General features: G+C 68.5%; 32 protein-coding genes and 1 tRNA gene. 17 read left to right on the top strand and 16 right to left on the bottom strand.

All coding sequences use genetic code 11. The annotated features are described in order from the left end of the window. The first annotated feature begins 49 nt into the window (after positions 1–49). Entirely contained in the window at positions 50–940 is an 891-nt protein-coding gene (locus tag AC0662_RS26470) for an alpha/beta fold hydrolase (protein WP_478303947.1), read from the top strand. Here AC0662_RS26470 and AC0662_RS26465 read toward each other — a convergent pair. Beyond that, on the bottom strand, positions 924–1,790 hold the full coding sequence (locus AC0662_RS26465) for a winged helix-turn-helix transcriptional regulator (RefSeq protein WP_452194653.1): 867 nt from the start codon (positions 1,788–1,790) through the stop codon (positions 924–926). The genes AC0662_RS26470 and AC0662_RS26465 overlap by 17 nt on opposite strands. A gap of 251 nt (positions 1,791–2,041) precedes the next feature. Between AC0662_RS26465 and AC0662_RS26460 the strand changes: the two genes are divergently transcribed. Continuing rightward, positions 2,042–3,241 (top strand): MFS transporter, encoded by a 1,200-nt coding sequence (locus tag AC0662_RS26460; RefSeq protein ID WP_478303945.1) that lies wholly within the window; start codon positions 2,042–2,044, stop codon positions 3,239–3,241. Here AC0662_RS26460 and AC0662_RS26455 read toward each other — a convergent pair. Further along, on the bottom strand, positions 3,174–3,623 hold the full coding sequence (locus AC0662_RS26455; protein WP_478303943.1) for an Lrp/AsnC family transcriptional regulator: 450 nt from the start codon (positions 3,621–3,623) through the stop codon (positions 3,174–3,176). The genes AC0662_RS26460 and AC0662_RS26455 overlap by 68 nt on opposite strands. A 144-nt stretch (positions 3,624–3,767) precedes the next feature. On the opposite strand from AC0662_RS26455, the gene AC0662_RS26450 reads away from it, so the two are divergent. From AC0662_RS26450 to AC0662_RS26425, 6 genes are all read left to right on the top strand, one after another. Next, the gene (locus AC0662_RS26450; protein WP_452194647.1) at positions 3,768–3,896 is read left to right on the top strand and encodes a hypothetical protein; all 129 of its coding nucleotides are present in this window, start codon (positions 3,768–3,770) and stop codon (positions 3,894–3,896) included. 89 nt (positions 3,897–3,985) lie between these two features. Further along, entirely contained in the window at positions 3,986–4,144 is a 159-nt protein-coding gene (locus AC0662_RS26445) for a hypothetical protein (RefSeq protein WP_452194645.1), read from the top strand. Between the two features lie 14 nt (positions 4,145–4,158). Further along, positions 4,159–4,770, top strand: a complete 612-nt coding sequence (gene nadD, locus AC0662_RS26440) for a nicotinate-nucleotide adenylyltransferase (protein ID WP_452194643.1) — start codon at positions 4,159–4,161, stop codon at positions 4,768–4,770. Between the two features lie 8 nt (positions 4,771–4,778). Further along, positions 4,779–5,219 carry a ribosome silencing factor gene (rsfS, locus tag AC0662_RS26435; protein WP_478303941.1) on the top strand — a complete coding sequence of 147 codons (441 nt, stop codon included), beginning with the start codon at positions 4,779–4,781 and terminating at the stop codon, positions 5,217–5,219. Further along, positions 5,216–5,860 carry a histidine phosphatase family protein gene (locus tag AC0662_RS26430; RefSeq protein ID WP_478303939.1) on the top strand — a complete coding sequence of 215 codons (645 nt, stop codon included), beginning with the start codon at positions 5,216–5,218 and terminating at the stop codon, positions 5,858–5,860. The genes rsfS and AC0662_RS26430 overlap by 4 nt, the downstream gene beginning before the upstream one ends. A gap of 721 nt (positions 5,861–6,581) precedes the next feature. Beyond that, positions 6,582–6,654, top strand: a tRNA-Ala gene (locus tag AC0662_RS26425). Between the two features lie 60 nt (positions 6,655–6,714). Here the strand turns inward: AC0662_RS26425 and AC0662_RS26420 are convergent. The 3 genes from AC0662_RS26420 to AC0662_RS26410 all read right to left on the bottom strand — a co-directional run bounded on the left by AC0662_RS26420 (position 6,715) and on the right by AC0662_RS26410 (position 8,409). Beyond that, complete coding sequence (locus AC0662_RS26420) at positions 6,715–7,353, bottom strand: macro domain-containing protein (protein ID WP_478303937.1); 639 nt, start codon at positions 7,351–7,353, stop codon at positions 6,715–6,717. Between the two features lie 226 nt (positions 7,354–7,579). Beyond that, entirely contained in the window at positions 7,580–7,897 is a 318-nt protein-coding gene (locus AC0662_RS26415) for a hypothetical protein (protein ID WP_478303935.1), read from the bottom strand. Between the two features lie 179 nt (positions 7,898–8,076). After that, a complete protein-coding gene (locus AC0662_RS26410) occupies positions 8,077–8,409 on the bottom strand; it encodes a hypothetical protein (RefSeq protein WP_478303933.1) in 333 nt (110 codons plus the stop codon). Positions 8,410–8,675: 266 nt separating this feature from the next. Between AC0662_RS26410 and AC0662_RS26405 the strand changes: the two genes are divergently transcribed. Continuing rightward, positions 8,676–9,407: a class I SAM-dependent methyltransferase gene (locus tag AC0662_RS26405; RefSeq protein ID WP_452194637.1), complete on the top strand. Its 732-nt coding sequence runs from the start codon at positions 8,676–8,678 to the stop codon at positions 9,405–9,407. Here the strand turns inward: AC0662_RS26405 and AC0662_RS26400 are convergent. Both AC0662_RS26400 and AC0662_RS26395 read right to left on the bottom strand, forming a co-directional pair. Next, the gene (locus AC0662_RS26400; RefSeq protein ID WP_478303931.1) at positions 9,376–9,828 is read right to left on the bottom strand and encodes a DUF6069 family protein; all 453 of its coding nucleotides are present in this window, start codon (positions 9,826–9,828) and stop codon (positions 9,376–9,378) included. The two genes, AC0662_RS26405 and AC0662_RS26400, sit on opposite strands and share 32 nt — an antisense overlap. Continuing rightward, entirely contained in the window at positions 9,825–10,874 is a 1,050-nt protein-coding gene (locus tag AC0662_RS26395; protein WP_478303929.1) for an RNA polymerase subunit sigma-70, read from the bottom strand. Before AC0662_RS26395 ends, AC0662_RS26400 begins: the two co-directional genes overlap by 4 nt. Before the next feature lie 152 nt (positions 10,875–11,026). Between AC0662_RS26395 and AC0662_RS26390 the strand changes: the two genes are divergently transcribed. Beyond that, complete coding sequence (locus AC0662_RS26390; protein ID WP_478303927.1) at positions 11,027–11,383, top strand: YciI family protein; 357 nt, start codon at positions 11,027–11,029, stop codon at positions 11,381–11,383. On the opposite strand, the gene AC0662_RS26385 is transcribed toward AC0662_RS26390, so the two are convergent. Continuing rightward, positions 11,371–11,496 (bottom strand): hypothetical protein, encoded by a 126-nt coding sequence (locus AC0662_RS26385; protein WP_478303925.1) that lies wholly within the window; start codon positions 11,494–11,496, stop codon positions 11,371–11,373. The genes AC0662_RS26390 and AC0662_RS26385 overlap by 13 nt on opposite strands. Before the next feature lie 94 nt (positions 11,497–11,590). On the opposite strand from AC0662_RS26385, the gene AC0662_RS26380 reads away from it, so the two are divergent. Together AC0662_RS26380 and AC0662_RS26375 are read left to right on the top strand one after the other, a co-directional pair. Further along, complete coding sequence (locus AC0662_RS26380) at positions 11,591–11,902, top strand: hypothetical protein (protein WP_452194628.1); 312 nt, start codon at positions 11,591–11,593, stop codon at positions 11,900–11,902. A 4-nt stretch (positions 11,903–11,906) separates the two neighbouring features. After that, positions 11,907–12,458 (top strand): GrpB family protein, encoded by a 552-nt coding sequence (locus AC0662_RS26375; protein ID WP_478303923.1) that lies wholly within the window; start codon positions 11,907–11,909, stop codon positions 12,456–12,458. On the opposite strand, the gene AC0662_RS26370 is transcribed toward AC0662_RS26375, so the two are convergent. After that, a complete protein-coding gene (locus AC0662_RS26370; protein WP_478303921.1) occupies positions 12,442–13,086 on the bottom strand; it encodes a dihydrofolate reductase family protein in 645 nt (214 codons plus the stop codon). The two genes, AC0662_RS26375 and AC0662_RS26370, sit on opposite strands and share 17 nt — an antisense overlap. Before the next feature lie 176 nt (positions 13,087–13,262). Here AC0662_RS26370 and AC0662_RS26365 point away from each other — a divergent pair, with 176 nt between their 5' ends. From AC0662_RS26365 to AC0662_RS26355, 3 genes are read left to right on the top strand one after another with little or no spacing between them, the layout of a single operon-like run. Beyond that, positions 13,263–14,573 (top strand): family 43 glycosylhydrolase, encoded by a 1,311-nt coding sequence (locus AC0662_RS26365; RefSeq protein ID WP_478303919.1) that lies wholly within the window; start codon positions 13,263–13,265, stop codon positions 14,571–14,573. Then, positions 14,570–15,028, top strand: a complete 459-nt coding sequence (locus AC0662_RS26360) for a hypothetical protein (RefSeq protein ID WP_478303917.1) — start codon at positions 14,570–14,572, stop codon at positions 15,026–15,028. The genes AC0662_RS26365 and AC0662_RS26360 overlap by 4 nt, the downstream gene beginning before the upstream one ends. Then, positions 14,959–15,702 carry a hypothetical protein gene (locus tag AC0662_RS26355; protein ID WP_478303915.1) on the top strand — a complete coding sequence of 248 codons (744 nt, stop codon included), beginning with the start codon at positions 14,959–14,961 and terminating at the stop codon, positions 15,700–15,702. Before AC0662_RS26360 ends, AC0662_RS26355 begins: the two co-directional genes overlap by 70 nt. 34 nt (positions 15,703–15,736) lie before the next feature. Here AC0662_RS26355 and AC0662_RS26350 read toward each other — a convergent pair whose 3' ends face one another. The 5 genes from AC0662_RS26350 to AC0662_RS26330 are packed head-to-tail and all read right to left on the bottom strand — an operon-like array spanning position 15,737 to position 21,074. After that, positions 15,737–17,224: a sulfatase family protein gene (locus AC0662_RS26350; protein WP_478303913.1), complete on the bottom strand. Its 1,488-nt coding sequence runs from the start codon at positions 17,222–17,224 to the stop codon at positions 15,737–15,739. Continuing rightward, positions 17,221–18,228 (bottom strand): aliphatic sulfonate ABC transporter substrate-binding protein, encoded by a 1,008-nt coding sequence (locus tag AC0662_RS26345; protein WP_452194618.1) that lies wholly within the window; start codon positions 18,226–18,228, stop codon positions 17,221–17,223. Before AC0662_RS26345 ends, AC0662_RS26350 begins: the two co-directional genes overlap by 4 nt. Next, positions 18,228–19,031, bottom strand: a complete 804-nt coding sequence (locus AC0662_RS26340) for an ABC transporter ATP-binding protein (protein ID WP_478303911.1) — start codon at positions 19,029–19,031, stop codon at positions 18,228–18,230. The genes AC0662_RS26345 and AC0662_RS26340 overlap by 1 nt, the downstream gene beginning before the upstream one ends. Beyond that, positions 19,028–19,846 (bottom strand): ABC transporter permease, encoded by an 819-nt coding sequence (locus tag AC0662_RS26335; RefSeq protein WP_452194614.1) that lies wholly within the window; start codon positions 19,844–19,846, stop codon positions 19,028–19,030. The genes AC0662_RS26340 and AC0662_RS26335 overlap by 4 nt, the downstream gene beginning before the upstream one ends. After that, positions 19,830–21,074: an ROK family transcriptional regulator gene (locus AC0662_RS26330; RefSeq protein WP_478303908.1), complete on the bottom strand. Its 1,245-nt coding sequence runs from the start codon at positions 21,072–21,074 to the stop codon at positions 19,830–19,832. Before AC0662_RS26330 ends, AC0662_RS26335 begins: the two co-directional genes overlap by 17 nt. A gap of 224 nt (positions 21,075–21,298) precedes the next feature. Between AC0662_RS26330 and AC0662_RS26325 the strand changes: the two genes are divergently transcribed. Continuing rightward, positions 21,299–22,729 (top strand): FAD-dependent monooxygenase, encoded by a 1,431-nt coding sequence (locus tag AC0662_RS26325; protein WP_478303906.1) that lies wholly within the window; start codon positions 21,299–21,301, stop codon positions 22,727–22,729. Here the strand turns inward: AC0662_RS26325 and soxR are convergent. Beyond that, positions 22,697–23,188: a redox-sensitive transcriptional activator SoxR gene (gene soxR / locus AC0662_RS26320; protein ID WP_452194609.1), complete on the bottom strand. Its 492-nt coding sequence runs from the start codon at positions 23,186–23,188 to the stop codon at positions 22,697–22,699. The two genes, AC0662_RS26325 and soxR, sit on opposite strands and share 33 nt — an antisense overlap. 92 nt (positions 23,189–23,280) lie before the next feature. On the opposite strand from soxR, the gene AC0662_RS26315 reads away from it, so the two are divergent. Continuing rightward, positions 23,281–24,744: an MFS transporter gene (locus tag AC0662_RS26315; RefSeq protein WP_478303904.1), complete on the top strand. Its 1,464-nt coding sequence runs from the start codon at positions 23,281–23,283 to the stop codon at positions 24,742–24,744. 14 nt (positions 24,745–24,758) lie between these two features. Here AC0662_RS26315 and AC0662_RS26310 read toward each other — a convergent pair whose 3' ends face one another. After that, complete coding sequence (locus AC0662_RS26310; protein WP_452194606.1) at positions 24,759–25,433, bottom strand: DUF4097 family beta strand repeat-containing protein; 675 nt, start codon at positions 25,431–25,433, stop codon at positions 24,759–24,761. Positions 25,434–25,561 lie beyond the last annotated feature (128 nt).

The following is a 25,561-nucleotide window of genomic DNA, read 5'->3' as shown; positions in this document are numbered from 1 at the left end:
ACAAAGAAACTAGTTGCAATGTAACTAGGTCGCGTGTAACTATCGAGTCATGAGAACAGCAGAACTGACCCAGGACACAGTCACCTCCCGGGATGGCACTGAGATCGGCTACTACAAAACCGGGCACGGACCGGCCGTCGTCGTGCTGCACGGCAGCATGGAGTCCGCCCGCAGTCACACGCTCCTCGCTGAGGCGTTGGCCGATGAGTTCACGGTCTACCTCCCGGACCGCCGCGGTCGCGGCCTCTCCGGCCCGCAACGACCGGACCACGGCGTCCACACCGAGCTGGAGGATCTGGAGGCCGTCCTCACCGCGGCCGGTGCCGACCGTGCGTTCGGCGTGAGTGCCGGGGGAGCGGTGGTCCTGGAGGCTGCCCGGGTGCTCCCCGGGCTCGAGCAGGTCGCCCTCTACGAGCCCGCGATCGTCGCCGACGGGGCGCCGCACCGTGAGTGGCTGGCCCGCTTCGACCAGGAGATCGCCCGCGGTGACGTCGCCGGCGCGATGGTCACGAGCATGTTCGGCTTCGAGATGGCGCCGGCGTTCCTCAAGGTGATGCCGCGCGGCCTGCTCCGCTGGATGACCGAGAAGATGATGGCGAAGGAGGAGCGTCAGGCCGGCGGCGACGCGATCACGATGCGCCAGCTGGCTCCGACGATCCATGCCGAAGGCACCATTGTCGCCGAGTTGGCCGGCACCTTCGACAACTTCCGCACCGTCGACGCCGAGGTTCTGTTGCTCGGCGGCACCAAGGGCCTGCACGGTCTCGAGCCGGGCCGCGCCACGCTGGAGAAGGTGCTCCCGCACTGCCGCCGGATCGAGTTCGACGGCTTCGACCACGGCTCGTCCTCGGACCCGGGCGGCGTCAACCCGACCGGCAAACCCGAAGCAGTACGCCGCATCGCGGCCGAAGTGAAGGCCTTCTTCACGAAGCAGTCGTGAGCGCCCAGTCGACCGCATCCGCGATGTCGGTCACCGGATACCGCACGGCTCGCACCACACGATCGGCGCCGATCACCAGCACCACCCGCTTCAACCGCTCGTACCCACCGGCCCGGAAGGTCGGCAACCGCAGGGCCGCCGCCAGTTCCAGGTCGAGGTCGGACAGCAGCAGGTGTGGGATGTCCTCCGCCTTCGCGAACGCCTGCTGCTCGTCGGTCCGCTGCGTGCTGACCCCACGCACCGCGACATCCCGCTCGGCGAACTCGGACAGTCGTCCGGCGAACAGCCGGTTCTCCAGCGTGCACCCAGTGGTCCCCGCGATCTCGTCCCATCCCGCGGGCAGTGGCGTCGGCCGCCCCGTCGCCGGATACCCGAACAGGACGGTCGCGCGGGCATCCGCGTCCACCACGTCAACCGTCGTACCCGCGGTCGACGGCAGAGCGACGTACGGGACTCGCTGACCCGCCAGGTCGTGGAGGCGGTGCGCCGGCGGCTCGTCAGCGGCGTTCGTCCCGGTCAGTGAGCCGTCGCCGAGCAGCCAGCGATCGCCCCAGTCCTGGAGCGCGACGAGGACCGGCAGGAGGGCTCGCCCGCGCGGCGTCAGCTCGTACGCGTACCGAGTCGGCCGTTCCTGGTACGCCGACCGCTCGACGATCCCGCTGTCCAGCAGGCCGGTCAGCCGCTCGGTCAGGACCTTCCGCGAGATCTGCAGCGACCCCGCCAGCTCGTCGAACCGTGAGACCCCGCGGGCCAGATCGCGGACGATCAGCAGTTCCCAGCCGTCGCCGACCACCGCGAGGGACTGCGCGATCGCACAGTCCGGCTCGGGGGAGAATCTGCTCCGCCGCACGTCCGCGCTCCTTCGAATCCGGTTGCCACCACGCTTAGGGCGTGTCTCCCACTCCCCCGCCTACTGCGCGGCACTCGGCACGGCACCTCGCCGCACGGGAGCAAAGGCCACGATGCTCCGCATCGAGACCTTCGCTCCCGCGCACCGAGCTACCGCACCGAGCACCTGCTCGCTGCGGCGCGGGAGTGGGAGACACGCCCTGGCTGGCCCAGTAAGTTCCCAACAGGAACTCACTCTACCGAAGGACCGACATGTACTGGCGCCGGATCGCGGAACTGCCCACCTGGCTGAAGGCCGTGATGGTCGGCCAGCTGGTTAACGGGGCCGGTGCGCTCGCGTGGGTCTACCTGACGCTGTACCTCGTCGAGGACCGCGGGATGTCGGCGCAGCAGGCGGGCTTCGCGGCGGCGGCGTACGGCGTCGGCCTGCTTGGTGGCAACCTCGGCGGCGGCTGGTTCGGCGACCGCTTCGGCCTGCGTACAGCGGCGGTGGCCAGCCAACTGCTCTGGGCGGTCTCGTGCATGGCGATGCCGTTCGTGCCCGGACCGGCGATCGCTGTCGTCGCCGCGCTGGCCGGCTTGTTCGGCGGAGCGGGGCGGCCCAATCTCAGCGCCCTCGTCACCAGTTCCCTCCCGCCCGAACGGCGCCGCGAGGGCATCGCGCTGTCCCGTACGGCGACCAACGCGGGCTTCACGATCGGCCCGCCGCTCGGTGGACTGCTCGCGGCCTACGACTTCTCGCTGGTCTTCGCCGCCGACGCGATCACCAGCCTGGTGATGGCCGCGATCGTCTGGCGGTGGGTCCCGAGCGCCCGCCGTACGCCGACCGCCTCGACGACCGGCCTGTGGAAAGCGGTCCTCAGTGATCGCCCGGTCCTGATGGTGCTGGCGACGATCATCGTCGTCGACACCGTGTACCGGCAGATCTTCGCGACCCTGCCGCTCCTACTGCGCGATGCGGGCACGCCGGCCGTCGCGTACGGCGTACTGCTCGGGGCCAGCTCCGTCGTCATCGTCCTGTTCGAGGCGCCGCTCGCCGTACGCCTCGGCGGGCACCGCGCGACCCGCGTGATCGCGACCGGTTTCGCCCTGATCGGCGTGGGGCTCGCGATTGTCGGGGTCTGGCCCGCGCTTGCCGGGGCTGCGCTGGCGATCGTCGTGATGACGGCGGGCGAGATGCTGTACAAACCGACCGCGACCGCCCACGTCGCCGACGCCGCGCCCGCGGGCATGGTCGGGCGCTACTCCAGCCTGTACGCCGCCGCGTCGATCAGCGGCATGTTCCTCGCACCGGCGATCGGCGGTACGACGTACCAGCACGCCCCCCGCCTGCTCTATCCCGTCGCCGCTGCCCTCGCGCTCGCCGCGGGCGTCGTACTGCTCCTTACTCGGGCAGCGGCGCGGGACGGCCTTCCCAGCGAGTCGACAGCACAACCGTCGTCCGCGTCCTGACCACGCCGTTCACCCGGCGCAGCGAGCCGACGACCGCCTCGAGCTGCGTCACGTCGGGGACCCGGACCTTCACCACCAGCTCCTGGTCGCCGGCCACGAACCAGCAGTCCTCGACCGCCTCGATCTCGCGAACCTGCTCGACGATGTCGTCGGTCTCCACGTCGTCGCGCTGGAAGAGCCCGATCAGCGCGCTGGTCCCGAGTCCGACCTGGTCCGGCGCGACCACCGCGCGGTACCCGAGGACAACGCCGCGCTCCTCGAGCCGGCGCACCCGCTCCTGGACGCTCGGGCCGGACAGGCCGACCTCCCGGCCGAGCTCGGCCCAGCTGGAGCGGCCGTTCAGCCGGAGCGCTTCGATCAGCTGCCGATCGATTGCGTCCATGACTCCTCCTGTTCACCACAGATTCTAAGGCTGGGAATGCGTTCAGCCTTTAATTCGTTTGTGAGAGCGTAGTTGATCTCGTACAATTTGAGGTACCGGGGACAGTCCATCCCGGCTCCGCCGTACCAACCCAGTGAAGGAATCATGATCACCCCCGACGTTGCCCGTGCCCACATCGACGAGCGGCACCGAGTCGCGGCCAAGGCCCGCCGCGCCCACGCCGTACCGTCCACCTGGCGCCGGCTGCTGACCCGTCACGTCCGCCACAGCTGACCTCCCCTTCCGCGACCGGTGTCCCTCGGTGAGTGTCCCGAGGCCACCGGTCGCTGTCGTCGGAGGCAGTACGAGATAGGCTCTGCACCATGTTCTCGATCCTCGTGCCGCAGGTGGCGGCCATCACCGAAGCCACGGTCGAGGCTTCGCACATCTCCAAGTGGTGGTACGGCGGGTTCGCCCTGTTCGTGCTCGTCCTGCTGCTGCTCGTCACCGTCATCATGGGCAAGGGCCGGCCGCACAGCTGAGCGGCGCGATGGGCATGACTGCTGTGGAGCGGGTACGACGTATCGGTGTGATGGGCGGAACGTTCGACCCGATCCATCACGGTCACCTGGTCGCCGCCAGCGAGGTGCAGTCGTACTTCGACCTCGACGAGGTGATCTTCGTCCCGACCGGCCAGCCGTGGCAGAAGTCGGAACGGAACGTCTCCCCGGCCGAGGACCGGTACCTGATGACCGTGATCGCGACCGCGTCCAACCCGCGGTTCTCGGTCAGTCGAGTGGACATCGACCGGCCAGGTCCGACGTACACCATCGACACCTTGCGCGACCTGTCCAAGCTGTACCCGGACGCCGAACTGTTCTTCATCACCGGTGCCGACGCGCTCGCCCAGATCCTCACCTGGCGGGACGTGGACGAGATGTTCAAGCTCGCCCAGTTCGTCGGCTGCACCAGGCCGGGGACCGAACAGCTCGAACTGCCGCTGGACCAGCTGCCGATGGACCGGATCACGCTGCTCGAGGTGCCGGCGCTGGCGATCTCGTCCACCGAATGCCGGGCCCGGGTCGCCAAGGGCAACCCGACCTGGTACCTGGTGCCCGACGGCATCGTCCAGTACATCGCCAAGCGTGAGCTCTACACCAACCGTTAGGACGTTTTATGCCCGCCAGTGAACGCGCTATCGAGCTGCTGACCGCGGCCGCGGAAGCGGCGCACGACAAGAAGGCCGAGAACGTCCTCGCGTTCGACGTGTCCGAGCAGCTCGCCATCACCGACGCGTTCCTGGTCGCGTCCGCCTCCAACGACCGCCAGGTGCGCGCGATCGTCGACGCCATCGAGGACAAGCTCCGGGAAGACTTCGACGCCAAGCCGGTGCGCCGCGAAGGCGCCCGGGAAGGCCGCTGGGTACTCCTCGATTACCTCGAGATCGTCATCCACGTCCAGCACGACGAGGAGCGCGCGTTCTACTCCCTCGAGCGGCTGTGGCGCGACTGCCCAGTCATCCCACTGCCGTCGGCCGGCCCATCCGCCGTGCCGGATGCTGCTGGCTCGGACGCTGTCGGCTCTGCCTCGGGCCCGGCGTCAGCGTCTGCTGAATGACCGCGGGCCGGTTGATCGTCTGGCGGCACGGCCGGACGGAATGGAACCTTCAGGACAAGATCCAGGGCCAGGCCGACATCCCCCTCGACTCGGTCGGCATCGGCCAGGCCCGCGCCGCCGCGGCCAGGCTCGCCTCCCTGGCGCCGACTCGCCTGTTCGCGAGCGACCTCCAGCGCGCCGCCTCCACCGCCGGTGAACTCGCCGCGCTGACCGGCCTCAAAATCGAGTACGACGAGGCACTCCGCGAGATCGACGTCGACGACTGGGCCGGCCTCACCATGTCCGAACTCGCCGCGATCAACCCCGAGGCCGCGGCCCGGATCCGCAGCGGTGAACCCCAACGCCGCGGTACCAACGGCGAAACCATCGAAGAAGTCGCCGACCGCTTCGCCGCCGCCCTCTCCCGCATCGCGGAGCAAGGCACCGCCGAAGACACCACCGTCGTCGCCACCCACGGCCTCGCCGCCCGCGTCGGCATCTGCCTCTTCCTCGGCATCCCCAAGCCCCACTGGCCCGCCTTCGGCGGCCTCTCCAACTGCAACTGGGTCAGCCTCCTCCCCGGCCGCCACGGCTGGCGCATCGAAGAATGGAACGCCGGCTCCCTCCCCGAACCAGTAATGAGCGACGACCCCCAACGCTGACCCACCCCGGAGAGGACCCCGCTCCGCGGCGGCAGTCCTTCTGACCGCCTCCGGCGGCGCGCACACCGTTTCAGGGCGCACCGCGCCCGGCGGTCAACTGCGACGGGTCCCGCCCGAAGTACACACCGCTCCTCGGGGCGACGACGCCGCTTCGCGCGCTGAAAGGTCACCGCTTCGCGGCTGCAGCTCTTCGGCGCCCTCGGCGACGCGCGAGTGTCGTTGAGCACCGCGCTTGGCGGTCAACTACGGGGGTATGCCGGCGTGACGGGCGCCAGTGCATGGGACGTCCGCCGGCGCCGCTGCGCGAGGAGACAGGACACCGTTTCGTGGCAGTCGTTGCTTCTTGCGTTTGGTGGGTCGCGGACCGTGGAACGGTGTACCGACTGCGGCGAAGGTCGCCGACCGGACCGCACTGGGGAGTTCTGCTGGTCGATCGAGGTGCACAGAACTCCCCGATGGCGATCGGCGACCGCTTCGGGCGCTCGTCGGCGCAGTGCGGTGGCGAACCCGCGTGGTGGGTGGCAACTGGAGATAGCCCGCGGTGACTGGAGACCTGCAATATCAGGCTTCCGCCCGCCATCTCCTATCCTCAGTCCCCGTCCACGGACGCACGTCTGCGGCGGCCGGCGAGCGTGGTGCGCACCACATCAGCCCCACGAGGGAACCGATTTTTCTTTGCAGGCACTCATCCGCTAAGCTTTCCGAGTCCGCAAGACACCGCGGGGCTTTGGCGCAGTTGGTAGCGCGCTTCCATGGCATGGAAGAGGTCAGGGGTTCGAATCCCCTAAGCTCCACCGCAGGTCAGAGGCCGGTTTCCCCACTCGGGAGACCGGCCTTTTGCATGACCTGAGTGACTACCGATTTCGGGGCAGGGCGCCGTCCGTTGCCGCGGCGTCCTGCGAGTTGGCTCGGTGGAGGAGTTGCTCGCGTTGGGAGATGCGGGTGGTGGCTGGGAGTCGCCACATGGTGTAGGCGGCGGCCATCAGTTGTGCGGCTCGGCGGGGTGGGACGCGGCCGTAGCCCGTGCCGAAGCCGGGCGTGGCTAATCTCCTGACTGTGTTGGCTTCCGGATGGCGAGTGATTGCCAGCAGAGCGGCCCAGAAAGCGTCGTGTACGGCGATGTCCAGCTCACCTGGCAGCGGCATTGGTACGCGCATGGTGGGTGCGTAGACGAGCCAACGGCACGGATCGCCGCCAGTGGGGACCACACTCGCGGCCCCGACCGGTTGGTAGCCGTGGTGCTCGTCAGCTATCGCTGCCCACACGGATCGCTGGACGTCGGACCAGTACTCGGACAGTGCTCGATCGACACCGCCGTCCATCTGCCCGTAGCTGTTTCCTGCTGTGAGTACGGCGTCCACCTCCGGCAGCACGTCCAGCAACGATCCTTGCTGCGCGTCGATGACGCCCTCTTCAATCTGATCGGCGAAGACCTCGCGCCAGGCCGAAACGAGATCGGCGTCGAAGTCGACCAGAAGCAGATGCGGCGGCATCACGCCAACCTCTCGCAGGAGGAGTCGGCTGCTGATGCAGTGGGGCGGGCACCGAGGTGCTGGTGGGTCGTGAGTACTCCGATGCGTGCTTTATGGGCCATATGCCGACGCTACGACACGAGCCGTGGCCCCGCCGTCAACAGGATGCTGGTCGGCGAATTGGGCGATTAGGCAACATGATGAACGGAGCCTGCGCCGTTGTGCCTGACGGGAACGAGGTCAGGCCTCAGGGGCGGAACATGGTCTCGTGAGCCTCGCACAGTTTCTGGCTGTGGGTGTTGAGGACCAGCGGTCGTGCTCCGCAGATGTCGCACTGCAAATCGGGGCGTGATGGAGTGCTTCGTGTCCGTCGCCTTCGAGGGGCGAGGTGTGGGAGGCCGTGCTTCAGCGACAGTGCCTTCCGTTCGCCGTAGTCGAAGTCGATCCAGATTGTCGGTACGCCGTTGTAATCGCCTACACGGCCGACGATCCCAGTCCCGAAGGTCCCGTGGGTTACAGATGCGCCGGCGGCCAGCCAGGTGGGCAAAGCATCGTCGGTCGTCATGTCGGTAAGTATTGCCGCCCGCGGCCACGCGCAGGAGTGTCTGCGTATGCGCGATCGGGGGTCGCGTTGCAGCAGATCACCTGGCGGATCGCGGCTTTGGCCGCAGTTCGTGCCGGTACGGCGTCCTCGGTCAGCTTGGTGGAGTGAGGCGACACGGATCTGCCGACATGTAGGGCTTGCTAGTCTCCCCAACCGGTGAGGATACGGATCTCCCAGTTGTGTCCTGGATCAGAGCGCTGGGCGATGTGACCCGGTGGCATGTTGGCGAGGGAAGCTATGGAGCTGTTCCGTTCGACAGCATGCGAGATGTGGGTAGCTGTGGCGGCGTCGGGAAGGTTCGGATCGTTGACTCCGTCGCCGATGCACCAGTCGCCTTCCGGCGTGTGGATCACTTCTCTGGCCGGCTGCTCGCCGCGAAGGACCGTGTTCTGCACGATGGCACCCAGGGCGGACGGGAAGCGGTCGCCCTCGTACGGGAACGGCATCACTCGACGCATCTCGCGATCGGTCACAGCCGTACCCTAGCCAGGCTCGCACTCGGCCCCGTCGAACGAGCGCGCGCCGAGATCCATGTTTCGGCCGTCGCGACTCGTCTGGCAGAGGCGTCGTTGGCATCGCCCGACAAAGCTCGTACCCGAGGCGTTCTGGATGTCGGGCTCTACCTGCTGCGTGGCGGCTCGCTGTCAGTTGATTGGTGGTCAGTGGAAAATGGCAGGCGGGGTGGGGCGGGGAGTGTCAGGATGCTGGGATGGTCGAGCGGGCGTTGAGTTTTGGGGCGGTGGCGGAGGCTTATGAGCGGTTTCGGCCGGGGTATCCGGTGGAGCTGCTCGAGTTGGTGACGTCGTACGCCGGGGCGCCGGTTCGGACCGCACTGGAGATCGGTGCGGGGACGGGTAAGGCGACGCGGTTGTTCGCGCAGGGTGGGATCGCGGTGACGGCGACCGAACCGGATGCGGCGATGCTCGCGGTGATGCGGAAGCATGTGCCGGCGGATGTGACGACCGTGCAGGCCGCGTTCGAGGATCTGCCGCTCGATTCGTCGTACGACCTGGTGTATTCGGCTGCTGCGCTGCATTGGACCGACCCCGAAGGTCGGTGGGACCGGATGGCTCGGCTGGTCCGGCCGGGTGGGGTGTTCGCGTCGTGCGGTGTGCCGACGCAGTTAGCTGACCCTGACCTCAGAGAGGCAGCGCGCGAGGCGCGGGCGCCGTACCTGGAGGACGATGGCGTGCCGTCGCCGGACGGCACGCGTGCGGATCGGCCGATGCAGTGGCCTGGGACGGAGCTTCAGCAGTCCGAATGGTTCGGCGATGTTCGGCAGTCGGTGATCGATCGGCGGCTGACGATGAGCGCTCGCGATTACATCGGGCAGCTCTCGACGATCTCGGCGTACGTGATGCTCGCGCCCGCGGATCGGGACGAGGTGTTCCGCCGCACTCTCGAGGTCCTTCCTGAGACCGTCGAGGTCGACGCCGAGATCACGGCGCACCTCGCCCGCCGTCGCGATTAGCGCGGCGGAGGCTCGTTGTGAGGGTGGAAATCATCACGCCGGCGGCGACGAGGTGTAGTGCGAGCAGAGCTGCGATGGTGGCGACCTCAGCCCCGGAGACGAGGGGCGGGACCAGCGAGATCGTGGTCAGGACGACTGTCGTCCACACGAACGGTACGGCGGGACGCGCGCTCCAGCGGAGGAGCGCGACGGCAAGGAGTACGCCGATGAGCGAGAAGAAGCCCGTCACCACGGCAAACCCGGCCAATGGGATGGTTTCGCCGCCGTCGGGGATCTGGAAGTCGGCCCCGACGGCCTGAGCAAGCGCAGCGCCGAGCGTGACGGTCAGCATCGTCGCGAGCGTGGCGATGACGCCGGTGACGACGAGCCCACGGACCGGGTGGGCGGTGCGTCCGACGACCCCCACGGTGCTCCCGGTCATTCGACACCTGCCGCGAGGCACGCCGGGAGCCCGAGTCGTGGGAACTGGTCCGCGTGGAACGTGATGATCTCCGTGATCGCCCCGCCGGCGATGCGCAGGACGTCGAGCGTAAGCGGCAGGTACGCGCCCTCGGGCTCCTGCCAGAGGTAGAACGCGACGGCGGGCTGCCGGTTCACCGACGTGGGTACGCCGCGTAGGCCCTTCATCTCCTCGAAGCCGCTCTCGCGCCAGTCGCTCACGACGGCGTCGCGGCCGACGTACAGGCCAGGTGTGGGCGGCATCGAGCAGCGGACGTCGTCGCGCAGCATCGTGGCGAGTACGTCGATGTTCGTGGCCACGCTGGCTTCGGTGAAGCGGCGTACCAGCTCGCGGGTGCTGGTGTCCTCGTTGCCTCCGGTCCAGTCCTGCCGCTCGGCGGGCAGGTGCTCCCGCAGGCCGGCGCGGGCTCGCTGCAGTGCGCTGTTCACGGAGTTGACGGAGTCGCCTAGGAGTTCGGCTACGTCCTTCGCCGGCCAGCCGAGTACGTCGCGCAGGATGAGGACGGCGCGCGGCCGCGGCGCGAGGTGCTGTACCGCGACCAGGTACGCCAGCTCGATCGTCTCCCGCGCGAGGGCGACGGTCTCCGGCTCGTCCGCGTGGTCCGCGGGCAGCTCGTCGAGCAGCCGGTCCGGGTAGGGCTGCAGCCACGGCACCTCGCCGTCGGTCGCGGGCTCCGGGCGGCGCGCGGCGAGCAGGTCAAGGCAGGCGTTGGTGGCGATCCGGTACAGCCAGGCGCGGAACGTCGACCGGCCCGCGAACGTCTCCCGTCGCCGCCAGGCGCGCAGGAAAGTCTCCTGCACGGTGTCCTCGGCGTCCTGGAACGACCCGAGCATCCGGTAGCAGTGCACGTGCAGCTCCCGCCGGTGCCGCTCCGCCAGCCCCGAGAACGCCGCCTCGTCAACCTCGCCGAGGCCGCCCGCGCCCAAACCGTCGAGACCGTCCCCGCCCAGGGCGCCGTCGCCCAGACTGTTCACGCTGTGCTCCTCCAGCCGCGTGTCCGTAACCATAACCTCGTCCTTCCGTCCGATCATGTGCCGTTGGAGGTATGACGGGTACGGGCGCGAGAACTCATCACCAGCCCTGTCGGATTCCGGGCGAAGCGTTCGTAGCAGGGGTGGACGGTGGCCCGAGGACGGCTTCCGGGACAAGGAGCGACGCGATGCCGAAGTACCTGATCTCGTTCGAGAACGGTTCGATGAACCACCTCACCGAGGAGGACTGGCCGGAGGTGGGTCGGGAGTCCCATGCGGTGGTCCAGGAGGCGAAGGACGCCGGCGTGTACGTGTTCGCCGGCGGGCTGGATTACGGAGGCGACGTCGGGCACGCCGTGGTGGCGGGCGACGGGATGGTCATGGACGGCCCGTACCCGGAGAGCAAGGAGCTCATCGGCGGCTTCATGATCGTCGACGTGCCGACCCGGGCGGCGGCGCTGGAGTGGGCGGCGAAGAACGCGGTCGCGTGCCGGTGCGCGCAGGACGTCCGCGAGTTCCTGGACGACCCCGGTCAGTCGGACTGAACAGCGAGCAAGGCGCCGGCGAACACCCGGATGTTCCGCGCCTCGAGCAGTGGGCGAAATCTCACAGTCACCTCGGACGCTGTTCCAGGTGCGGTCTTGCTGATGGCCGTCACGGTGTCGATGGTACGGCGGACGCGGCGCCCAGCGACCGCTGTTCGGGAGGGCACGGGGTGCGTACCGTGGTCTGGGTGTAATCGAGGAGGAACGATGACCGACGAACCCTTCGAGACGTCCGAGGACGTTCATCGAGACCGGCGGGAGCACGGCGGTGCGCCGACGAGCCCGAACGACGACGAACTGGCTCGCCGTACCGAGCAGGAACGGGTCGAGGCGGGGATCGACGCCTACGACCCGGACGACGTACCTCCGGCGACCGACGACCCGGTCCCGACCGACGTCCGCGACACCGAGGAGTACCAGGAAGCCGAGGCCGAACTCCGCCACGAGGAGTCCGAGGGCGAGATCTACCCCCTGACCGACCGCCACCCCTTCCCGCCGTCCCACTACGACCGCTCGTAGCGGTTTGGACGGGATCTTCGACGACTCCGGACTGGGGCTGACGCGCGGCGGGGTGAGCCTCGCCCCGAGCAGCCCCGCGTGGGCGACGGCGTACGAGCAGTTGGCGCCGAAGCTGCGGACAGCCCTGGGCGACCTGGCGACGGCGATCGAGCACGTCGGCTCGACCGCAGTACCGGGCTTGCCCGCCAAGCCCATTCTCGACGTCGCTGTGGGTCTGCGGGCCGGAGCTGACCACGAAGCTGTGGTCGCGGCGTTGCAGTCGCTCGGCTTCCTCCATCGAGGCACCGCGGAGGAGGACGAGGGTCCCAACCTGATGTTCGGTTGGGAGGCGACGCCGCGACATCGCGTCGTCAATCTGCACGTTGTAGCCCACGGTGGCCGGCGGTGGCGGGAGTGGGTGACGTTCAGAGATCGGCTTCGCGCGGATGTCCGTGCGCGGGATGCGTACGCCGGGCTGAAGGTTGATCTCGCACGGAGGTTTCCGGACGATCGCACGGCGTATATCTCGGGCAAGGACGCGTTTGTGGCGGGTGTCCTCGCTAGCCCTTTCGGGTGAAGGTCAGGTGGGTGATGCCGGTGGGGGTGGAGATGGGCTCGATGTCGTACTGGGACTCGAGGCCTTCGAGGCCGTCCCAGAGGCGGACGCCGCGGCCGAGGAGGATGGGGACCTGGGCGACGTGCAGGTAGTCGACCAGGCCCTCGGCGAGGAACTCGCGGATCAGGGTCGCGCCGCCGCCGAGCCGGATGTCGGCGCCGTCGGCGGCCTTGCGGGCCTCGACGAGAGCATCGGCCGGGGTCGCGTCGAGGAAGTGGAACGTCGTTCCACCCTCCATCTCGATCGACGGGCGCGGGCGGTGGGTGAGGACGAAGACGGGGGAGTGGTAGACCGGGTTCGGACCCCACCAGCCCTTCCAGTCGGGGTCGTCCTGCCAGCCGGGCGGGCCGAACTTGCCGGCACCCATGATCTCGGCCCCGAACCCCCGGTCGTGCTGCTCGGCGAACGCGTTGTCGACGCCGAGCGTGCCGCCCGGCCGGTCGTCCGCCGCGTGGAAGTACCGCGTGCCGACGTACCACTCGTGCAGGCGTTCGCCGGCGTGGCCGAACGGGGCCTCCAGGGACAGGCCCTCGCCGGTACCGAAACCGTCGAGCGAGATCGCGAAGTTGTGAACACGGACCTGGGACATCGAAATGCTCCTTCGAACCGGAGTTGCTGTCGCGAGGAGGTCGGAGCCGCTACCGCCATCTTGACATCGGATCGGCGAAGAACCTTTTTGCCGCCGGTTCAGTGTCGAAATGAGTCTCATTACCGTGGCCCCCGGGCGGGGCAGGGTGTCCGGCTCGACGAAGGAGGACGCTGAGGATGAACCGACCCGGCAACGGTGCGCACATCAACAGGAGATCGGTCCTGACCGGCATGGCGGGGGTCGCGGGCGCGGCGGCGCTACCCGCGGGAACGGCGTACGCCGAAAGCCGCCGCTACCCCGAACCCTGGCCCGAGGGGCAGCCGTACGGCGTGGCGGACACCCGGCTCGATCTCTGGCCGCGGGACGACAACTCCTTCGTCCTCCCGCTCGAGCTGCGCCCCCGCGACGAGGAACTCGGCCGCGTGTGGATGCGCGACACCTACGTCAATTGCTTCGTCGTCGACGGCCAGCCCTTGTACGTCGCGACCGGTACGACGCGCGCGCCCGGACTGACCGCAGCGGGCCCGTGGAACGACGGCGTCTTCGTCTGGACCGCACACTCGCTGCGCGGCCCGTGGCGGCTCGCCGACACCACCGGGATCCGCGACGCCGAGATGGGCAAGGTCTGGTCACCCGAGTTCGCCGACGAGAACGCGCCGGGCCGCACCGTGGTCGCGCCCTGGCAGGAGTACTGGGACGACCACGGCCAGTTCGGCAAGCGCGGGAACGTCTGGGCGCCGGAGATCCACTACTTCCGTGGCACCTGGTACATCGTCGCCTGTATGGGCGACCACTCGCAGAAGGTCGGCTCGTTCCTGCTGATCAGCGAAGGCGGCGTCGAAGGTCCGTACCGGGTTGCTGAGGGCAACTACGACAAGCCGTTCGGCGACTCGTTCATCGGCGGCCCGGCGTTCATCAAGCCGGGCGCTTATCACCACATCGACGGCGGTATGTACTCCGAGGGCGACCAGGCCTGGCTCGTGCTGCACAACAACCTGTACGCGCCGTTCCGCGACGACATGGAAGACATCGTCCCGACCACCAACCTGCCGCTGTTCCAGCAGAGCCCGTACACGCCTGAGCCGTACCTCGAGGGCGCGTACGTCTTCCGGTACGGCGGGAAGTACTACCTCATGCACGCCGCATGGGACCGCGCCTCGAGCAACCCGGACGGCAGTGCGCGCAACGCCTACGACCCGCCCGGCGCGGGACGCACGCAGTACCAGTACGACCTGATCATGGCGGTCTCCGACCATTTCGAAGGCCCGTACTCGGAACGCTGGACCGCCGGTGTCGGTGCCGGACACAACAATGTCTTCCAAGACGTGTCCGGCCAGCTGTGCGCCACGTTCTTCCGCAACCCGGCCTTCGGGTACTGGGCAGATCCGTCCCGCCGCGGAGACGCCGCCGTACCCGGGGTGGTCCGGATCGAGTGGACGGGGCCGGAGAGCAACCGCCTGTACGTGCAGCGCCGGAGGCATGCGTGAAACTCGTAGCTCTCATCGCTGCGCTGACCCTGGTGAGCGGCGGCCAAGCGGCCGCCGCTCCGGCGCACCAGCTCGAACCGCTGCCCGCACTCGGCGCTCTGGGCGCCAACTACAACGAGAACCTGGACCAGCTGAACTACCGCGAGCTGCAGTCGGCGCGCGACAGCTGGGTCCGCGGCTTCTATGCGCTGCCCGAAGCCGACACGGTCCCGCCGGAGAACAGCGAGACCATCAAGGTGATCCGGGACGCGCATCAGCGCGGCTACAAGACCCTGCTCAGCCTGAAGTTCCCGAAGACCAACCAGTCCTTCCCACGACCGGGTAGCCCCGAAATGGCCGCCGAGCTCGCCCGGCTGGACCGCGTGCTGCCGTGGTCCTCGGCACGGTGGACGTGCTCACGATCGGCAACGAGCCGTTCATCGAGAGCCTGCCGGCCGAGCGTGACCAGCGACTGAACGAGTTCTACGAAACCGTCGCCCGGCACGTCATCGAGAAGAACAAAGCAACGACAACCCACCTGTACCTGGGCGCGCTGAACCGCCTGGACCTCCCGCAGAACCGCACGCCGACCGTCGAGCGGTACCTGCGTTTCGTCCGCGAGACACCCGAGCTCGAAGGCGTCGACCTGCACCCACACGTTCCCACCGAGGCCGCGACCCAGGCCTTTCTGGACTACACCCTGCCCAAGCTGAGGTCTGACCAGACATTCCTGGTCACCGAGTTCTCCCTGGTCTGGTACTGGCAGCAGCACCTGAAAGACCCGATCCCCGCGGCCTTCGCCAAGCGCTACGGCTACGCGGCCGACACGCAGGTCTGGCAGGTGATCGGTGATGCGATCAAGAACCCGTTCCCCTCGCACCAGTGGAACGAGTTCCTCGAGAGCAGCCCGTGGTTCGAGTCCAAGAAGCATTTCCTGCGCGACCAGATGGACCGCTTCCGCGCGACCGGCCGGCTCGCCGTCGCGACGTACGGCTTCCGGCAGATCCCGTCGATGACGTCCGACTGGAGTGCCAACAAGGTGCCGTGGTTGCTGAACAGCGTGTACGCGACGCTGACCGTGCAGCCGCGCGGCGACGGGATGTCGACCCCGGGCTACGCCTGGATCGACGACTTCCGCGTCCTGCAGTGACCATCCGTGGGGCCGCGCGCAGGGGCCCCACGGATCACGCGTTGTACGTCGACTCGTCCAGTCCGCTCATTGACGGGTCATAAGCGACTTCGCCGACGTCGTACATGGACGTCATCCAGTGGTAGAAGTTGTCGCCGCGGTCGCGCAGCACCGTGTAGAGCCGGCGCAGCATCCGGGACCGTACGTCGGCCTGCTCCGGGTGCGCGTACACGTTGAGCAGCTCGTCGGGATCGAGCTCGAGATCGTAGAGCTCGTTCACCGAGTCCGGGTTCACCACCAGCTTGTACCGATCGGTGCGCAGCATCCGCTGTGGATACGGGAAGTGGTGCCCGTGGAACTCGCAGACGATGTCGTCGTCCCACTCGGCCGGCTCGCCACCCACCAGCGGGAGCAGGCTGCGCGAGTCGGTCGCGGGCTTCGCGTCGATCCCGGCCAGCTCGAGGATCGTCGCCGTACAGTCGAGCAGGCTGACGAACTCGTCGCGTACGACGCCCTCGGGCTGACCCGGGACGCGCAGCAGACCAGGCGTCCGGTAGATGTCCTCGTACATCGCCGGACCCTTGTCGTGCAGCCGGTGTGACCCGGTGAACTCCCCGTGGTCGCAGGTGAAGAACACCGCGGTGTCGTCGACGAGCCCGAGTTCCTGCATCTTCGCCATCACGCGCCCGATCTCGAAGTCGATCAGCGCGACGTACCCCTGGTAGATCGCGATCAGCTTGCGCGTCGTCTCGATCGGCATCGTGTCGAACGTCCAGTGCGCGCTGTAGTTCTTCTGCACCGGTGGCTTGCCCTGGAACGTCTCGGCCACCGACCGCGGCAGCTCGACGTCCGCGGGATCGATCATGTCGAAGTACTCGTCGGGCAGGATGTACGGCAGGTGCGGCCCGAAGAAATGCAGTGCCAGGAAAAACGGCTGCTCATCGTCCGCGGCGTACCGCTCGAGCGTTTCGATCGCCCGCGTGGCGAGGTAGTGCTCGAACGTCGCCTCCACCGGCTGGTGGAGCCGGGCGGCGAGCAGGTTGCCCGGCCCGCCGTTCGGCAGCGTCCCGCGGATCCGGTCCGAGATCTCGTACGGCGGGAGTCCCCGCTCCTCGAGATACGCCAGGTAGTCCGGGTGATCGACCGGGTTGTGCCAGCCCGGCAGGTCGGGACCGTCGAAACCGAAGTCACCGGCCGACTTGTTGGTCCCGACGTGCCACTTGCCGATCAGGCCGCAGCTGTAGCCGACATCGCGCAACGCCTGGGAGAACGTGAACGTCCCCTCGCCGAGATCCTCCAGGTAGCCGACGTTGCGCTCGTAGTTCGCCAGCAGCTTGTGCCGGAACGGTGCCTGCCCGGTGAGCAGGCTGGCGCGGGCCGGCGTACAGATCGCGGTCGGCGTGTACCAGCGGTCGAACGTCGTCCCGGTGCGGGCCAGTTCGTCCAGGTTCGGGGTCGTGCCGAGGTTGTTGCCGTAGGCACCGAGCGTGTCCGCCCGGTGCTGGTCGGTCATCAGGAACAGGATGTTCTTCCGGTCGGTCACTTGGCCCCCGCCGCGGTGAACAGGTCGCCGGTGTAGTACGTCTTCGGGTCGACCTTGGTCTTCAGTTTGCCGGCCTGCACGAAGTAGTCGTCCATCCCGTTCAGCCACTTGTCGATCGTACCGTCCTTGGTCTTCGCGTCCAGGTCGTCGACCGACAGCACCTTGACGTTGCTCGCGTCGGCCTTTACCTGGTCGGCCGGCACGTTCAGCATCTTCGCGGTCAGTTCGATCGACTTGTCCATGTTCGCGGAGCGGTAGGCCATCGCGTCCCGCAGTACGGCGATCGTCTTCTCGGTCTTGTCCTTCTGGTCGGAGACCACCTTGTTGCCGGCCACGAACGCGGTCGGGAAGGACACCTGGGACTCGAAGTCGGAGTTCTTCGCGAGCTCGGTCAGGTCCGGCACCTGCTTCTTGATGGTGCCGATCGCCGGGTACCAGAAGCCGGCCGCGTCGATCTTCTTGGACGCGAACGCGGACACGATCGTCGAGGCGTCCATGGTGACCACCTTCACGTCCTGCTTGGTCATCCCGGCCTTCTTCAGCGCCAGCGTCAGGATCATGTCACCCGACGTGCCTTCGGGTACGCCGACGGTCTTGCCGCGGAGCTGGTCGATCGAGTCGGTGCCGGAGCGGGCGATCACCCGGTCGGCGTTGCCCAGCGTGTTGATCGCGATCACCTTCGCCTGCCCGGACGCCGGCAGCCAGAACGCACCCGGGCCGATGTAGCCGTAGTCGAGGTCGCCGGTGCCGAGCGCCTGGATCTGCAGCGGGCCGTTGGTGAAGACCTTCGTGTCCGCCTTCAGGCCGTGCTTCTGCCAGAGCTTCTGGTCGTTCGCGATCGCCAGCAGGCTGGTGCCGTTGTAGTCCGCGATGTAGCCGAAGTTCACCTGCTCCAGGGGCTTACCGTCCGCTGCCTTGTCGTCGGACCCGCCGCAGCCGGCGAGGGTGAGCGCGAGGGCCACGGCTCCCGCCGCCAGCGCCGTCAGTTTGCGTGAAAGTGTCATCAGGAGGTCCTTTGGATCGTTGCGGAGTCGGCCGCGGTGCGGCCGTCCTGGTGGTAGACGGAGTGCCAGACACGGTTGCGCAGATCGGCGAACTCGGGACTGAGCCGGAACTCCTCCGACCGGGGATAGGGCAGGTCGACGTTGATGACGTCGTAGATCCGCCCCGGCCGCGCGGCCATCACGACGACGCGGTTCGCCAGGAAGACCGCTTCGTCGACGTCGTGGGTGATGAACATGACCGTGCGCTGCTCCTGGCTCCAGGTCTCCAGCAGCTGCTCCTGGAGCTTGACCCGGGTCAGCGCGTCCAGCGCCCCGAACGGTTCGTCCATCAACAGGATCGACGGGTTCACGGCGTACGCGCGGGCGATCGCGCAGCGCTGCCGCATCCCGCCGGACAGCATCTTCGGCAGCGCATCGGCGAAGTCGCTGAGCCCGACCATGTCGATGAAGTGCTGCGCCCGCTCGCGCCGTTCGTCCTTGCGTATACCCGCGGTCTTGAGCCCGAACTCGACGTTCTTCCGGACCGTCAGCCACGGGAACAGCGCGTACTGCTGGAAGATCACGCCACGCTCCGGGCCCGGCCCCGACACCGGTACGTCGTCCACCAGTGCCCGGCCCGCGGTCGGTTCCTCGAGGCCGGCGAGGATGTTCATCAGCGTGCTCTTGCCGCAGCCCGACGGCCCAACGACGGTGATGAACTCGTTGTCCGCGATGTCGAGCGACACCTGGTCCAGCGCGGTGAATGTCTCCTTGCCGAGAGCAAAGGTCTTGGTCACGGACTGGACAGAGATCTTGGCGTTCATCGGCGTTCCTGCCATCCGGTGAGCTTGCGTTCGGCCATCAGCAGCAGGCGGTCCATCAGCAGACCGAGGATGCCGATCGAGATCAGGCCGACGAAGATCGTCGGCAGGTCGTAGTACAGCTGCGCGTTCTGCATCCGGAAGCCGAGGCCCTGCTGGGCGGCGATCAGCTCAGCGGCGACCAGGGTGGCCCAGGCCGAGCCGAGCCCGACCCGCATCCCGACGAGGATGAACGGCGTCGACGCCGGTACGACGACCCGCGCGAAGATGCCGAGGTCCTTGGACCCCAACACCCGCGCGGCGTTGATCAGCGTCTTGTCGACGTTGACGACCCCTTGGAACGTCGAGATCACGCACGCCAGGAACGCGGCCAGGAAGATGACGAAGATCTTCGGTGCCTCGCCGATCCCCATCAGCACGATGGCCAGCGGGATGATCGCCAGCGGCGGGACGGTCCGGAAGAACTGGATCCACGGCTCGACCAGTCCGCGCAGGACGGCGTACCAGCCCATCAGGAAACCGACCGGGACGGCGACCGCGGTGCCGAGCGCGAAACCGATCAGGACCCGGGTGAGGCTGGCCAGGATGTCCTTGCCCAGCGTGCCGTTGCCGATCAGCGTCGCGGCCTGCGAGACCACCTCGGGCGGTGTCGGCAGCTTCAGGCCGGCGAGCGCGAGGATCCACCACAGGGCGATGCCCAGTCCGATCGAGATCGCGTTCAGCAGCAGGGGGAGGCCGCCGGATCGGGCCCGGGTCTTGCCGCCGGCCCGGTCGCGCGGCTTGGTGCCGCGGGCTGTCTGGTCACTGATGACGGCCATCGGCCACTCCTTGGGTCGCGGTTCGCGGGCGGACCACCGTCCGGGAACCTGTGCCGGCCGGTGCCGGCGTTTCGGGGTAGCCCGCCAGCAACGGCGAGCTGTGGAAGACGGCGGCCAGCGCACCGAGGGCGCCGTCGTCGTCGGAGAGGTACGCCGCCCGTACACCGGGCGAGGCGGCGCCGGGGAAGAGTTCGTAGGTGACTGTCGCCGCGGCCTGCTGGACGATCACGGGCGCGATCCGGGTGATCTCGCCGCCGATCACGATCTCGGACGGGTTCAGCGCCATCCCGACGGCTGCCAGCACCTTGCCGACCGCGGCGGAGGCGTCGCGCAGCACGCGGTCGGCGACCGGGTGCGAGCGGGCCACGGCGGTCGCGAGGTCGTCGAGGGTGTCGACGGCGAGGCCCGCGGCCCGGCAGGCGGCCAGGATCGCCGGAGCCGACGCGACGGTCTCGAGGCAGCCGGTCTTGCCACACCGGCACCGCTCGCCGTCCGCGTGCACGGTCACGTGCCCGAGTTCGCCGGCGAGCCCGGCCGAACCAGAGACCAGGCGGCCGCCCACCACCAGTCCGCCGCCGACGCCGTCGGACAGCCGCACGTACAGCAGGTTCTCGATCGCCTTCTCGCCGAAGATCGCCTCGGCGAGCGCCGCCAGCCGGGTGTTGTTGTCGACGATCACCGGTGCACCGAACCGCTCGCAGAACGCCTCGTCGACCGACGCCTCGTGGAACCCGTCCGCGGCTGCGCGGTGTGACGGGAAGCCGCGGACGTCCGGCTTGCCCGAGTACGGCCCGGGGATGCCGATGCCGACACCTTGCAGTGCGCCGTAGTGGACGCCGTACTGCGTGCTGAGCCGTTCGAGCAGCCGGAACGCGACCTCGAGCCGGGTGGGCCAGTCGACTCGGTCTTCGTACCGGTCCGATCCGGAGGCGACGATCTCGTGCGAGGCGCCGGCGACCACGACGTGAACCCGGCGGTGACCGAAGTCCACGCCCATGAACTGGCCGGACGCCGGGTCCAGGGCCAGCCGTTCCGCCGGGCGGCCGCTGCCTTCCCGATCCGCGGCGTCGGTGTCGATCACGACGATCGCGCCGCGCTGCAGCAGGCTGCCGGTGATCTCGGACAGCGTCGTACGGGACAGCCCGACCGCGTGGGCGATCTGGTTCCGGCTGAGCGCGCCCTGCGCGCGCAGCACCTGGAGGACCCGCTCTTCGTGGGTCCTCCGCACGAGTGCCTGAACTCCTGGCTGCGTCTGCACGACCGTGACGCTAAGAACCCGGAATTTTTCCGTCAACAGTCCGACAAAAAACCTCGTGGATTCCGCCGAACGCTGGCGCAAACCGGGAATCGGCTGCGACAGGGCGGTGCCAGCGCCGTGTGCGCCGTGCGTGCGCCGCCGGTGACACGGTGCAGTTGTGCCTGGGACAACCAGGTCGAAGAAGGGAGAATCTCATGTACGACGTAGTCATAGTCGGTGCCGGACCTGTCGGACTGTTTCTGGCGTGCGAGCTGGGGCTCGCCGGCGCCTCCGTGCTGGTGCTGGAGCGCGAGCAGGACAAACAGTCGCCGTGGCGGACCTGGCCGCTGGGGATGCGCGGGCTGACCTCGGTGTCGATCGAGGCGTTCGCCCGGCGCGGTCTGCTGGACGCGCTGCGGTCGGGATCCAAAGGCGAGGGGCTCCGAGGTGGCGGCCACTTCGCCGGGATGATGGTGGACGGTGACAAGGTCGAGCCGCTGCCGTACCGGCTGCCGAGTGCGCTCCCGCACGTGATGCTGACGAGCCTCGACGCGGTGGAGACGGTGCTCGCGGAGCGGGCGGCCGAGTTGGGTGTCGAGATCGTGTACGGCGCCGACGTTTCAGGCGTCACGCAGTACGACGATCACGTGGTCGTGAGCGCCGGTGAGACGGAGTACGCGGGGCGGTGGGTGGCCGGATGTGACGGCGGGCGGAGCACGGTGCGCCGGCTGGTGGGCTTCGAGTTCGTCGGGACGCCGCCGCAGTTCACCGGGTACATCGTGCACGGCACGATGCCCGATGCGGAGAAGTTGAAGCCGGGCTTCAACCCGACGCCGTACGGGATGTACATCGTGATGCAGGCCGAAGGGCATGTCGCGATGTCCGACTTCGACGGTGGTGCGTTCGACCGTTCACAGGAGCTGACGCGGGACCATCTGCAGGAGGTACTGCGGCGTGTGTCGGGGACCGATGTCACGTTGACCGACGTCTACCGGGCGTCGAGTTTCACCGATCGCGCGCTGCAGGCCACGACGTACCGGAACGGGCGGGTGTTGCTGGCCGGCGATGCCGCGCACGTCCACGCACCGCTGGGTGGTCAGGGACTCAACACGGGCCTCGGTGATGCGATGAACCTCGGATGGAAACTCGCAGCGACCGTCCGCGGGGAGGCGCCGGACGGGCTGCTCGACACGTACACCGACGAGCGGCATCCGATCGGTGCCTGGGTGCTCGACTGGACCCGGGCGCAGACCGCCGTGCTGAAGCCGGGCCCGAACGCGGCCGCGCTGCAGAACGTGATGCGCGACCTGCTCGACACGCGCGACGGGACCTCGTACGTGGCCCACAAGCTCTCCGGTACGACGTTCCGCTACGACCTCGGCAGCGAGCACCCGCTGGTCGGCCGCACCGCCCCGAACTTCACGTTCCACGACGGCAGCACCCTCGCCGACCTGATGCCCGACGGCCGCGGCCTGCTTCTCGACTTCACCGGCAGCCTGCAGGACCACGAAGGCCGCTTCCGGTACGTCGCCGCGCGCCCGGTCGACGACCTCGGTCTGAAGGCGATCCTGATCCGCCCCGACGGCGTCATCGCCTGGGCCGACGGCGACGACTCACTCGACGACGCGGCGCGGCGCTGGTTCTGACCTGACGGACTGCTGCAAGCGGACGGGGCCCGGGCCGTCCGCGCGCAGGGTGTCGTCAGGATTCAGGAGCGCGCAGGCTTTCATCGACAGGCAGCCGCACCCGATGCAGCCGGTCAGTTCGTGCTCCAGGTCTTCGAGGATTCGGCGACGCGCCTCGAGCTGGCGTTTCCAGGCACGGGACATGCGCTGCCAGTCCGCGTGGGTCGGCGCGTGATCCTGCGGGAGGCCGGCGAAGACGACGCTCAGGTCGGACAGGGGTACGCCGAGGCGCCTGGCGACGATGATCAGGGAGATGCGGCGCAGCATGTGGCGGGCGTAAACGCGTTGGTTGCAGGCGTTGCGCGAGGAGTGGATCAACCCTTTGCGCTCGTAGAAATGCAGCGCGGACGCCGGAACGCCGGTACGCCGGATCACTTCGCCGATCCCGAGGGGAACGTTGGTGTCCACGCGCTTGTCCATCGTGAGCGCGACGCTATTGCCTCAACCACGGTTGAGGTCAACAGCCGCGGTCGACTTGCGCTCAACCCTGGTTGAGGCTCTGAGCTGGCGTCATGAGCGCAACGAGTACGAGCACCGGGTCGACCGTCGGAGCCGCGGCCCCAACCCTCTGTGTGGTGCTGGCCGGCGTCGTGCTGGTCGCGATGTCGATCTCCGGCACGGCGGTGGCCCTGCCGAGCATCGGGAACGACCTCGGCACCGCGGGATCGCCGCTGAACTGGGTGGTCGCGGGCTACAACCTGGCCTTCGCCGCGATGACCCTGGTGGCGGGGTCGGCCGCGGACCGGATCGGTCGCCGCCGGGTGTTCGTCGTCGCCGCGACCGTCTTCGCGATCGGCTTCCTGGGCGCCGCGGCCGGCCGGTCCATCGTGGTCGTCGACGTGGCACGGATCGTCTCGGGCGCCGGCGGTGCGGGCATCATGGCTGCGGGCGGTGCGCTGCTCGCCTCGGCGTACGACGGCGTCGCTCGTCATCGTGCCTTCGCTCTGATGGGCACCATGGCCGGCGTCGGGATCGCGAGCGGACCGACGCTGTCCGGTCTGCTGGTCACGGCCGCCGGCTGGCGCGGCAGCTTCGGCGTCTTCGCGGCCATCGGCCTGCTCATCGCAGGCGCCGCGATCCGGGGGCCCGAGTCACGCTCGCCCGGTGGCTCCACCGACTGGCTCGGCAGTCTGCTGTTCGTCGCGGCATTGTCGGCCCTGATGTACGCCGTCCTCGAAGCACCCGGCGTCGGATGGGCCGCGCCCCGGATCGTCACCGCTTTCGTCGTCGCCTTGCTGGCTCTGTCGGCCTTCGTGATCGTCCAGCGGCGCACCAAGTCGCCGGTCCTGTCTCCCGCGCTGATGGCGAATCGTGGCTTCCTGGGGTGGAGCTTCGCCACGTTGACGACGTCGATCGGGTTCCTGGGTGTCCTGGTGTTCCTGCCGACGTACCTCCAGGCCGCCGCCGGTCTGAGCCCAGCTGCCGCAGGCCCGGCGATGCTGCTCCTGACCGCACCGGTCCTGCTGGTACCGATGATCGCTGTCAGCTTGGTGAACAAGGGGATCTCGGCCCGGGCGGTGATCCTGATCGCGCTGGCATCAGTTGTCTGCGGCAACCTGTCGCTGACCGTGGTGCGGCCCGGCAATACCGTCGCTGTCGTCGCGGTGCCGCTGCTCCTGATCGGCATCGGCATGGGCGCATCGTTCGGCATCACCGACGGGCAGGCGATGAGCCTGGTCCCGGCCACCAGCGTGGGGATGGCGGCCGGCTTTCTCAACACTCTCCGCGGCGCCGCGGAAGCCCTGGTCATCGCGGGTTTCAGCGCCTCCCTTCTCGGCCTTCTCGGGACCAAGCTCGACGCCGGCCGCGCTCAGGCGGCAGCCGTCAGTTCGGGCCACCTCGGTGACCAGGCAGCCGCCGAACTGGATGCCTTCACCTGGTCCTGGCAGGTGACGCAGATCGGCATCAGCGCCGTCTGCCTGATCCTGAGCGTGGCCGTCGCGGCCCTGATCCTCGGGGACCGGTCCTCGTCGTGATGCTGTTCGCGTCCTCACGCGTGGTGCAGGGTGATGTTGCCGCCGTGGGTGCGGGCGCGGACGGCGACGGTGTGGGTGGGGGCGGCCGGGGTCTCGACGGTGTTGAAGACGCGGCCGACCGAGGTGTGGGCGTCGAGGGCGGCGGCGGTTCCTTCGGGGATGCCGACCGCCACCTCGCCGGTGGCCGTGTACAGGTCGACGGTGCCGGTGCCGAGGGTCCCGACGCGGATGTCACCGCTGGCGGTGCGGACGTGGACCTGTGCGCTCGCGGCGTCGACGGTGATGTCGCCGGTCGCCGACTTGGCCCTCAGCGCGCCGATGACCGTACCGATCTTGATGTCACCGTTCGCGGTCTTCAGCTCGCAGGCGCCGACCGCGCCGGTGACGACGTACTCGCCCTTGGCGGTGTAGCCCTGGACGTCGGACCCGGTCGGCAGCTCGATCACGATCTCCACCGAGCCGTACCGCTTGCTGAAGATCGACCGCAGCTTCGGGTGCTTGACCTGCAGTTTCCCGTCGGTGAAGTCGACGACGACCTGCTCGGCGGCCTTCACGTCCAGCTCCCAGGCCGGGTCGGTCGGGCGGACGCTGACGACTGTGTCGGTGCGCTCCGACGCCCGGATCGTGATGTTGCCGAAGATGATGTCGATGCTCGCGGAGATCGGTGCGGGGGTGCTGAAGGTGGACATCGTCGGCTCCTGAGTGTGCGTCCGGTTGATGACGACCACTCTGGTCGGCGGTCCTGACACCGCACCGCCACGCGCTCCGGACACCACGCCTGACACCGCCTGACACGGTGTAGGCGGCGTGTCAGGTG

The organism is Kribbella sp. NPDC043289 (assembly GCF_056436705.1).
The sequence above is the reverse complement of the archived record's forward strand: the minus strand, read 5'-3'. Positions and strand labels throughout refer to the sequence as shown.

Excerpts from the sequence above, each read along its gene's own strand:
- AC0662_RS26370 (WP_478303921.1), bottom strand. The coding sequence starts at position 13,086 with ATGTCCCAGGTCCGTGTTCACAACTTCGCGATCTCGCTCGACGGTTTC.
- AC0662_RS26325 (WP_478303906.1), top strand. The coding sequence starts at position 21,299 with ATGTACGACGTAGTCATAGTCGGTGCCGGACCTGTCGGACTGTTTCTG.
- rsfS (WP_478303941.1), top strand. The coding sequence starts at position 4,779 with ATGCCCGCCAGTGAACGCGCTATCGAGCTGCTGACCGCGGCCGCGGAA.
- AC0662_RS26420 (WP_478303937.1), bottom strand. The coding sequence starts at position 7,353 with ATGCCGCCGCATCTGCTTCTGGTCGACTTCGACGCCGATCTCGTTTCG.
- AC0662_RS26335 (WP_452194614.1), bottom strand. The coding sequence starts at position 19,846 with ATGGCCGTCATCAGTGACCAGACAGCCCGCGGCACCAAGCCGCGCGAC.
- AC0662_RS26310 (WP_452194606.1), bottom strand. The coding sequence starts at position 25,433 with ATGTCCACCTTCAGCACCCCCGCACCGATCTCCGCGAGCATCGACATC.
- AC0662_RS26470 (WP_478303947.1), top strand. The coding sequence starts at position 50 with ATGAGAACAGCAGAACTGACCCAGGACACAGTCACCTCCCGGGATGGC.
- AC0662_RS26450 (WP_452194647.1), top strand. The coding sequence starts at position 3,768 with ATGATCACCCCCGACGTTGCCCGTGCCCACATCGACGAGCGGCACCGA.
- nadD (WP_452194643.1), top strand. The coding sequence starts at position 4,159 with ATGACTGCTGTGGAGCGGGTACGACGTATCGGTGTGATGGGCGGAACG.
- AC0662_RS26455 (WP_478303943.1), bottom strand. The coding sequence starts at position 3,623 with ATGGACGCAATCGATCGGCAGCTGATCGAAGCGCTCCGGCTGAACGGC.
- AC0662_RS26400 (WP_478303931.1), bottom strand. The coding sequence starts at position 9,828 with ATGACCGGGAGCACCGTGGGGGTCGTCGGACGCACCGCCCACCCGGTC.
- AC0662_RS26345 (WP_452194618.1), bottom strand. The coding sequence starts at position 18,228 with ATGACACTTTCACGCAAACTGACGGCGCTGGCGGCGGGAGCCGTGGCC.
- AC0662_RS26445 (WP_452194645.1), top strand. The coding sequence starts at position 3,986 with ATGTTCTCGATCCTCGTGCCGCAGGTGGCGGCCATCACCGAAGCCACG.
- AC0662_RS26380 (WP_452194628.1), top strand. The coding sequence starts at position 11,591 with ATGACCGACGAACCCTTCGAGACGTCCGAGGACGTTCATCGAGACCGG.
- AC0662_RS26430 (WP_478303939.1), top strand. The coding sequence starts at position 5,216 with ATGACCGCGGGCCGGTTGATCGTCTGGCGGCACGGCCGGACGGAATGG.
- AC0662_RS26365 (WP_478303919.1), top strand. The coding sequence starts at position 13,263 with ATGAACCGACCCGGCAACGGTGCGCACATCAACAGGAGATCGGTCCTG.
- AC0662_RS26340 (WP_478303911.1), bottom strand. The coding sequence starts at position 19,031 with ATGAACGCCAAGATCTCTGTCCAGTCCGTGACCAAGACCTTTGCTCTC.
- AC0662_RS26395 (WP_478303929.1), bottom strand. The coding sequence starts at position 10,874 with ATGGTTACGGACACGCGGCTGGAGGAGCACAGCGTGAACAGTCTGGGC.
- AC0662_RS26460 (WP_478303945.1), top strand. The coding sequence starts at position 2,042 with ATGTACTGGCGCCGGATCGCGGAACTGCCCACCTGGCTGAAGGCCGTG.
- AC0662_RS26390 (WP_478303927.1), top strand. The coding sequence starts at position 11,027 with ATGCCGAAGTACCTGATCTCGTTCGAGAACGGTTCGATGAACCACCTC.
- AC0662_RS26415 (WP_478303935.1), bottom strand. The coding sequence starts at position 7,897 with ATGACGACCGACGATGCTTTGCCCACCTGGCTGGCCGCCGGCGCATCT.
- soxR (WP_452194609.1), bottom strand. The coding sequence starts at position 23,188 with ATGGACAAGCGCGTGGACACCAACGTTCCCCTCGGGATCGGCGAAGTG.
- AC0662_RS26315 (WP_478303904.1), top strand. The coding sequence starts at position 23,281 with ATGAGCGCAACGAGTACGAGCACCGGGTCGACCGTCGGAGCCGCGGCC.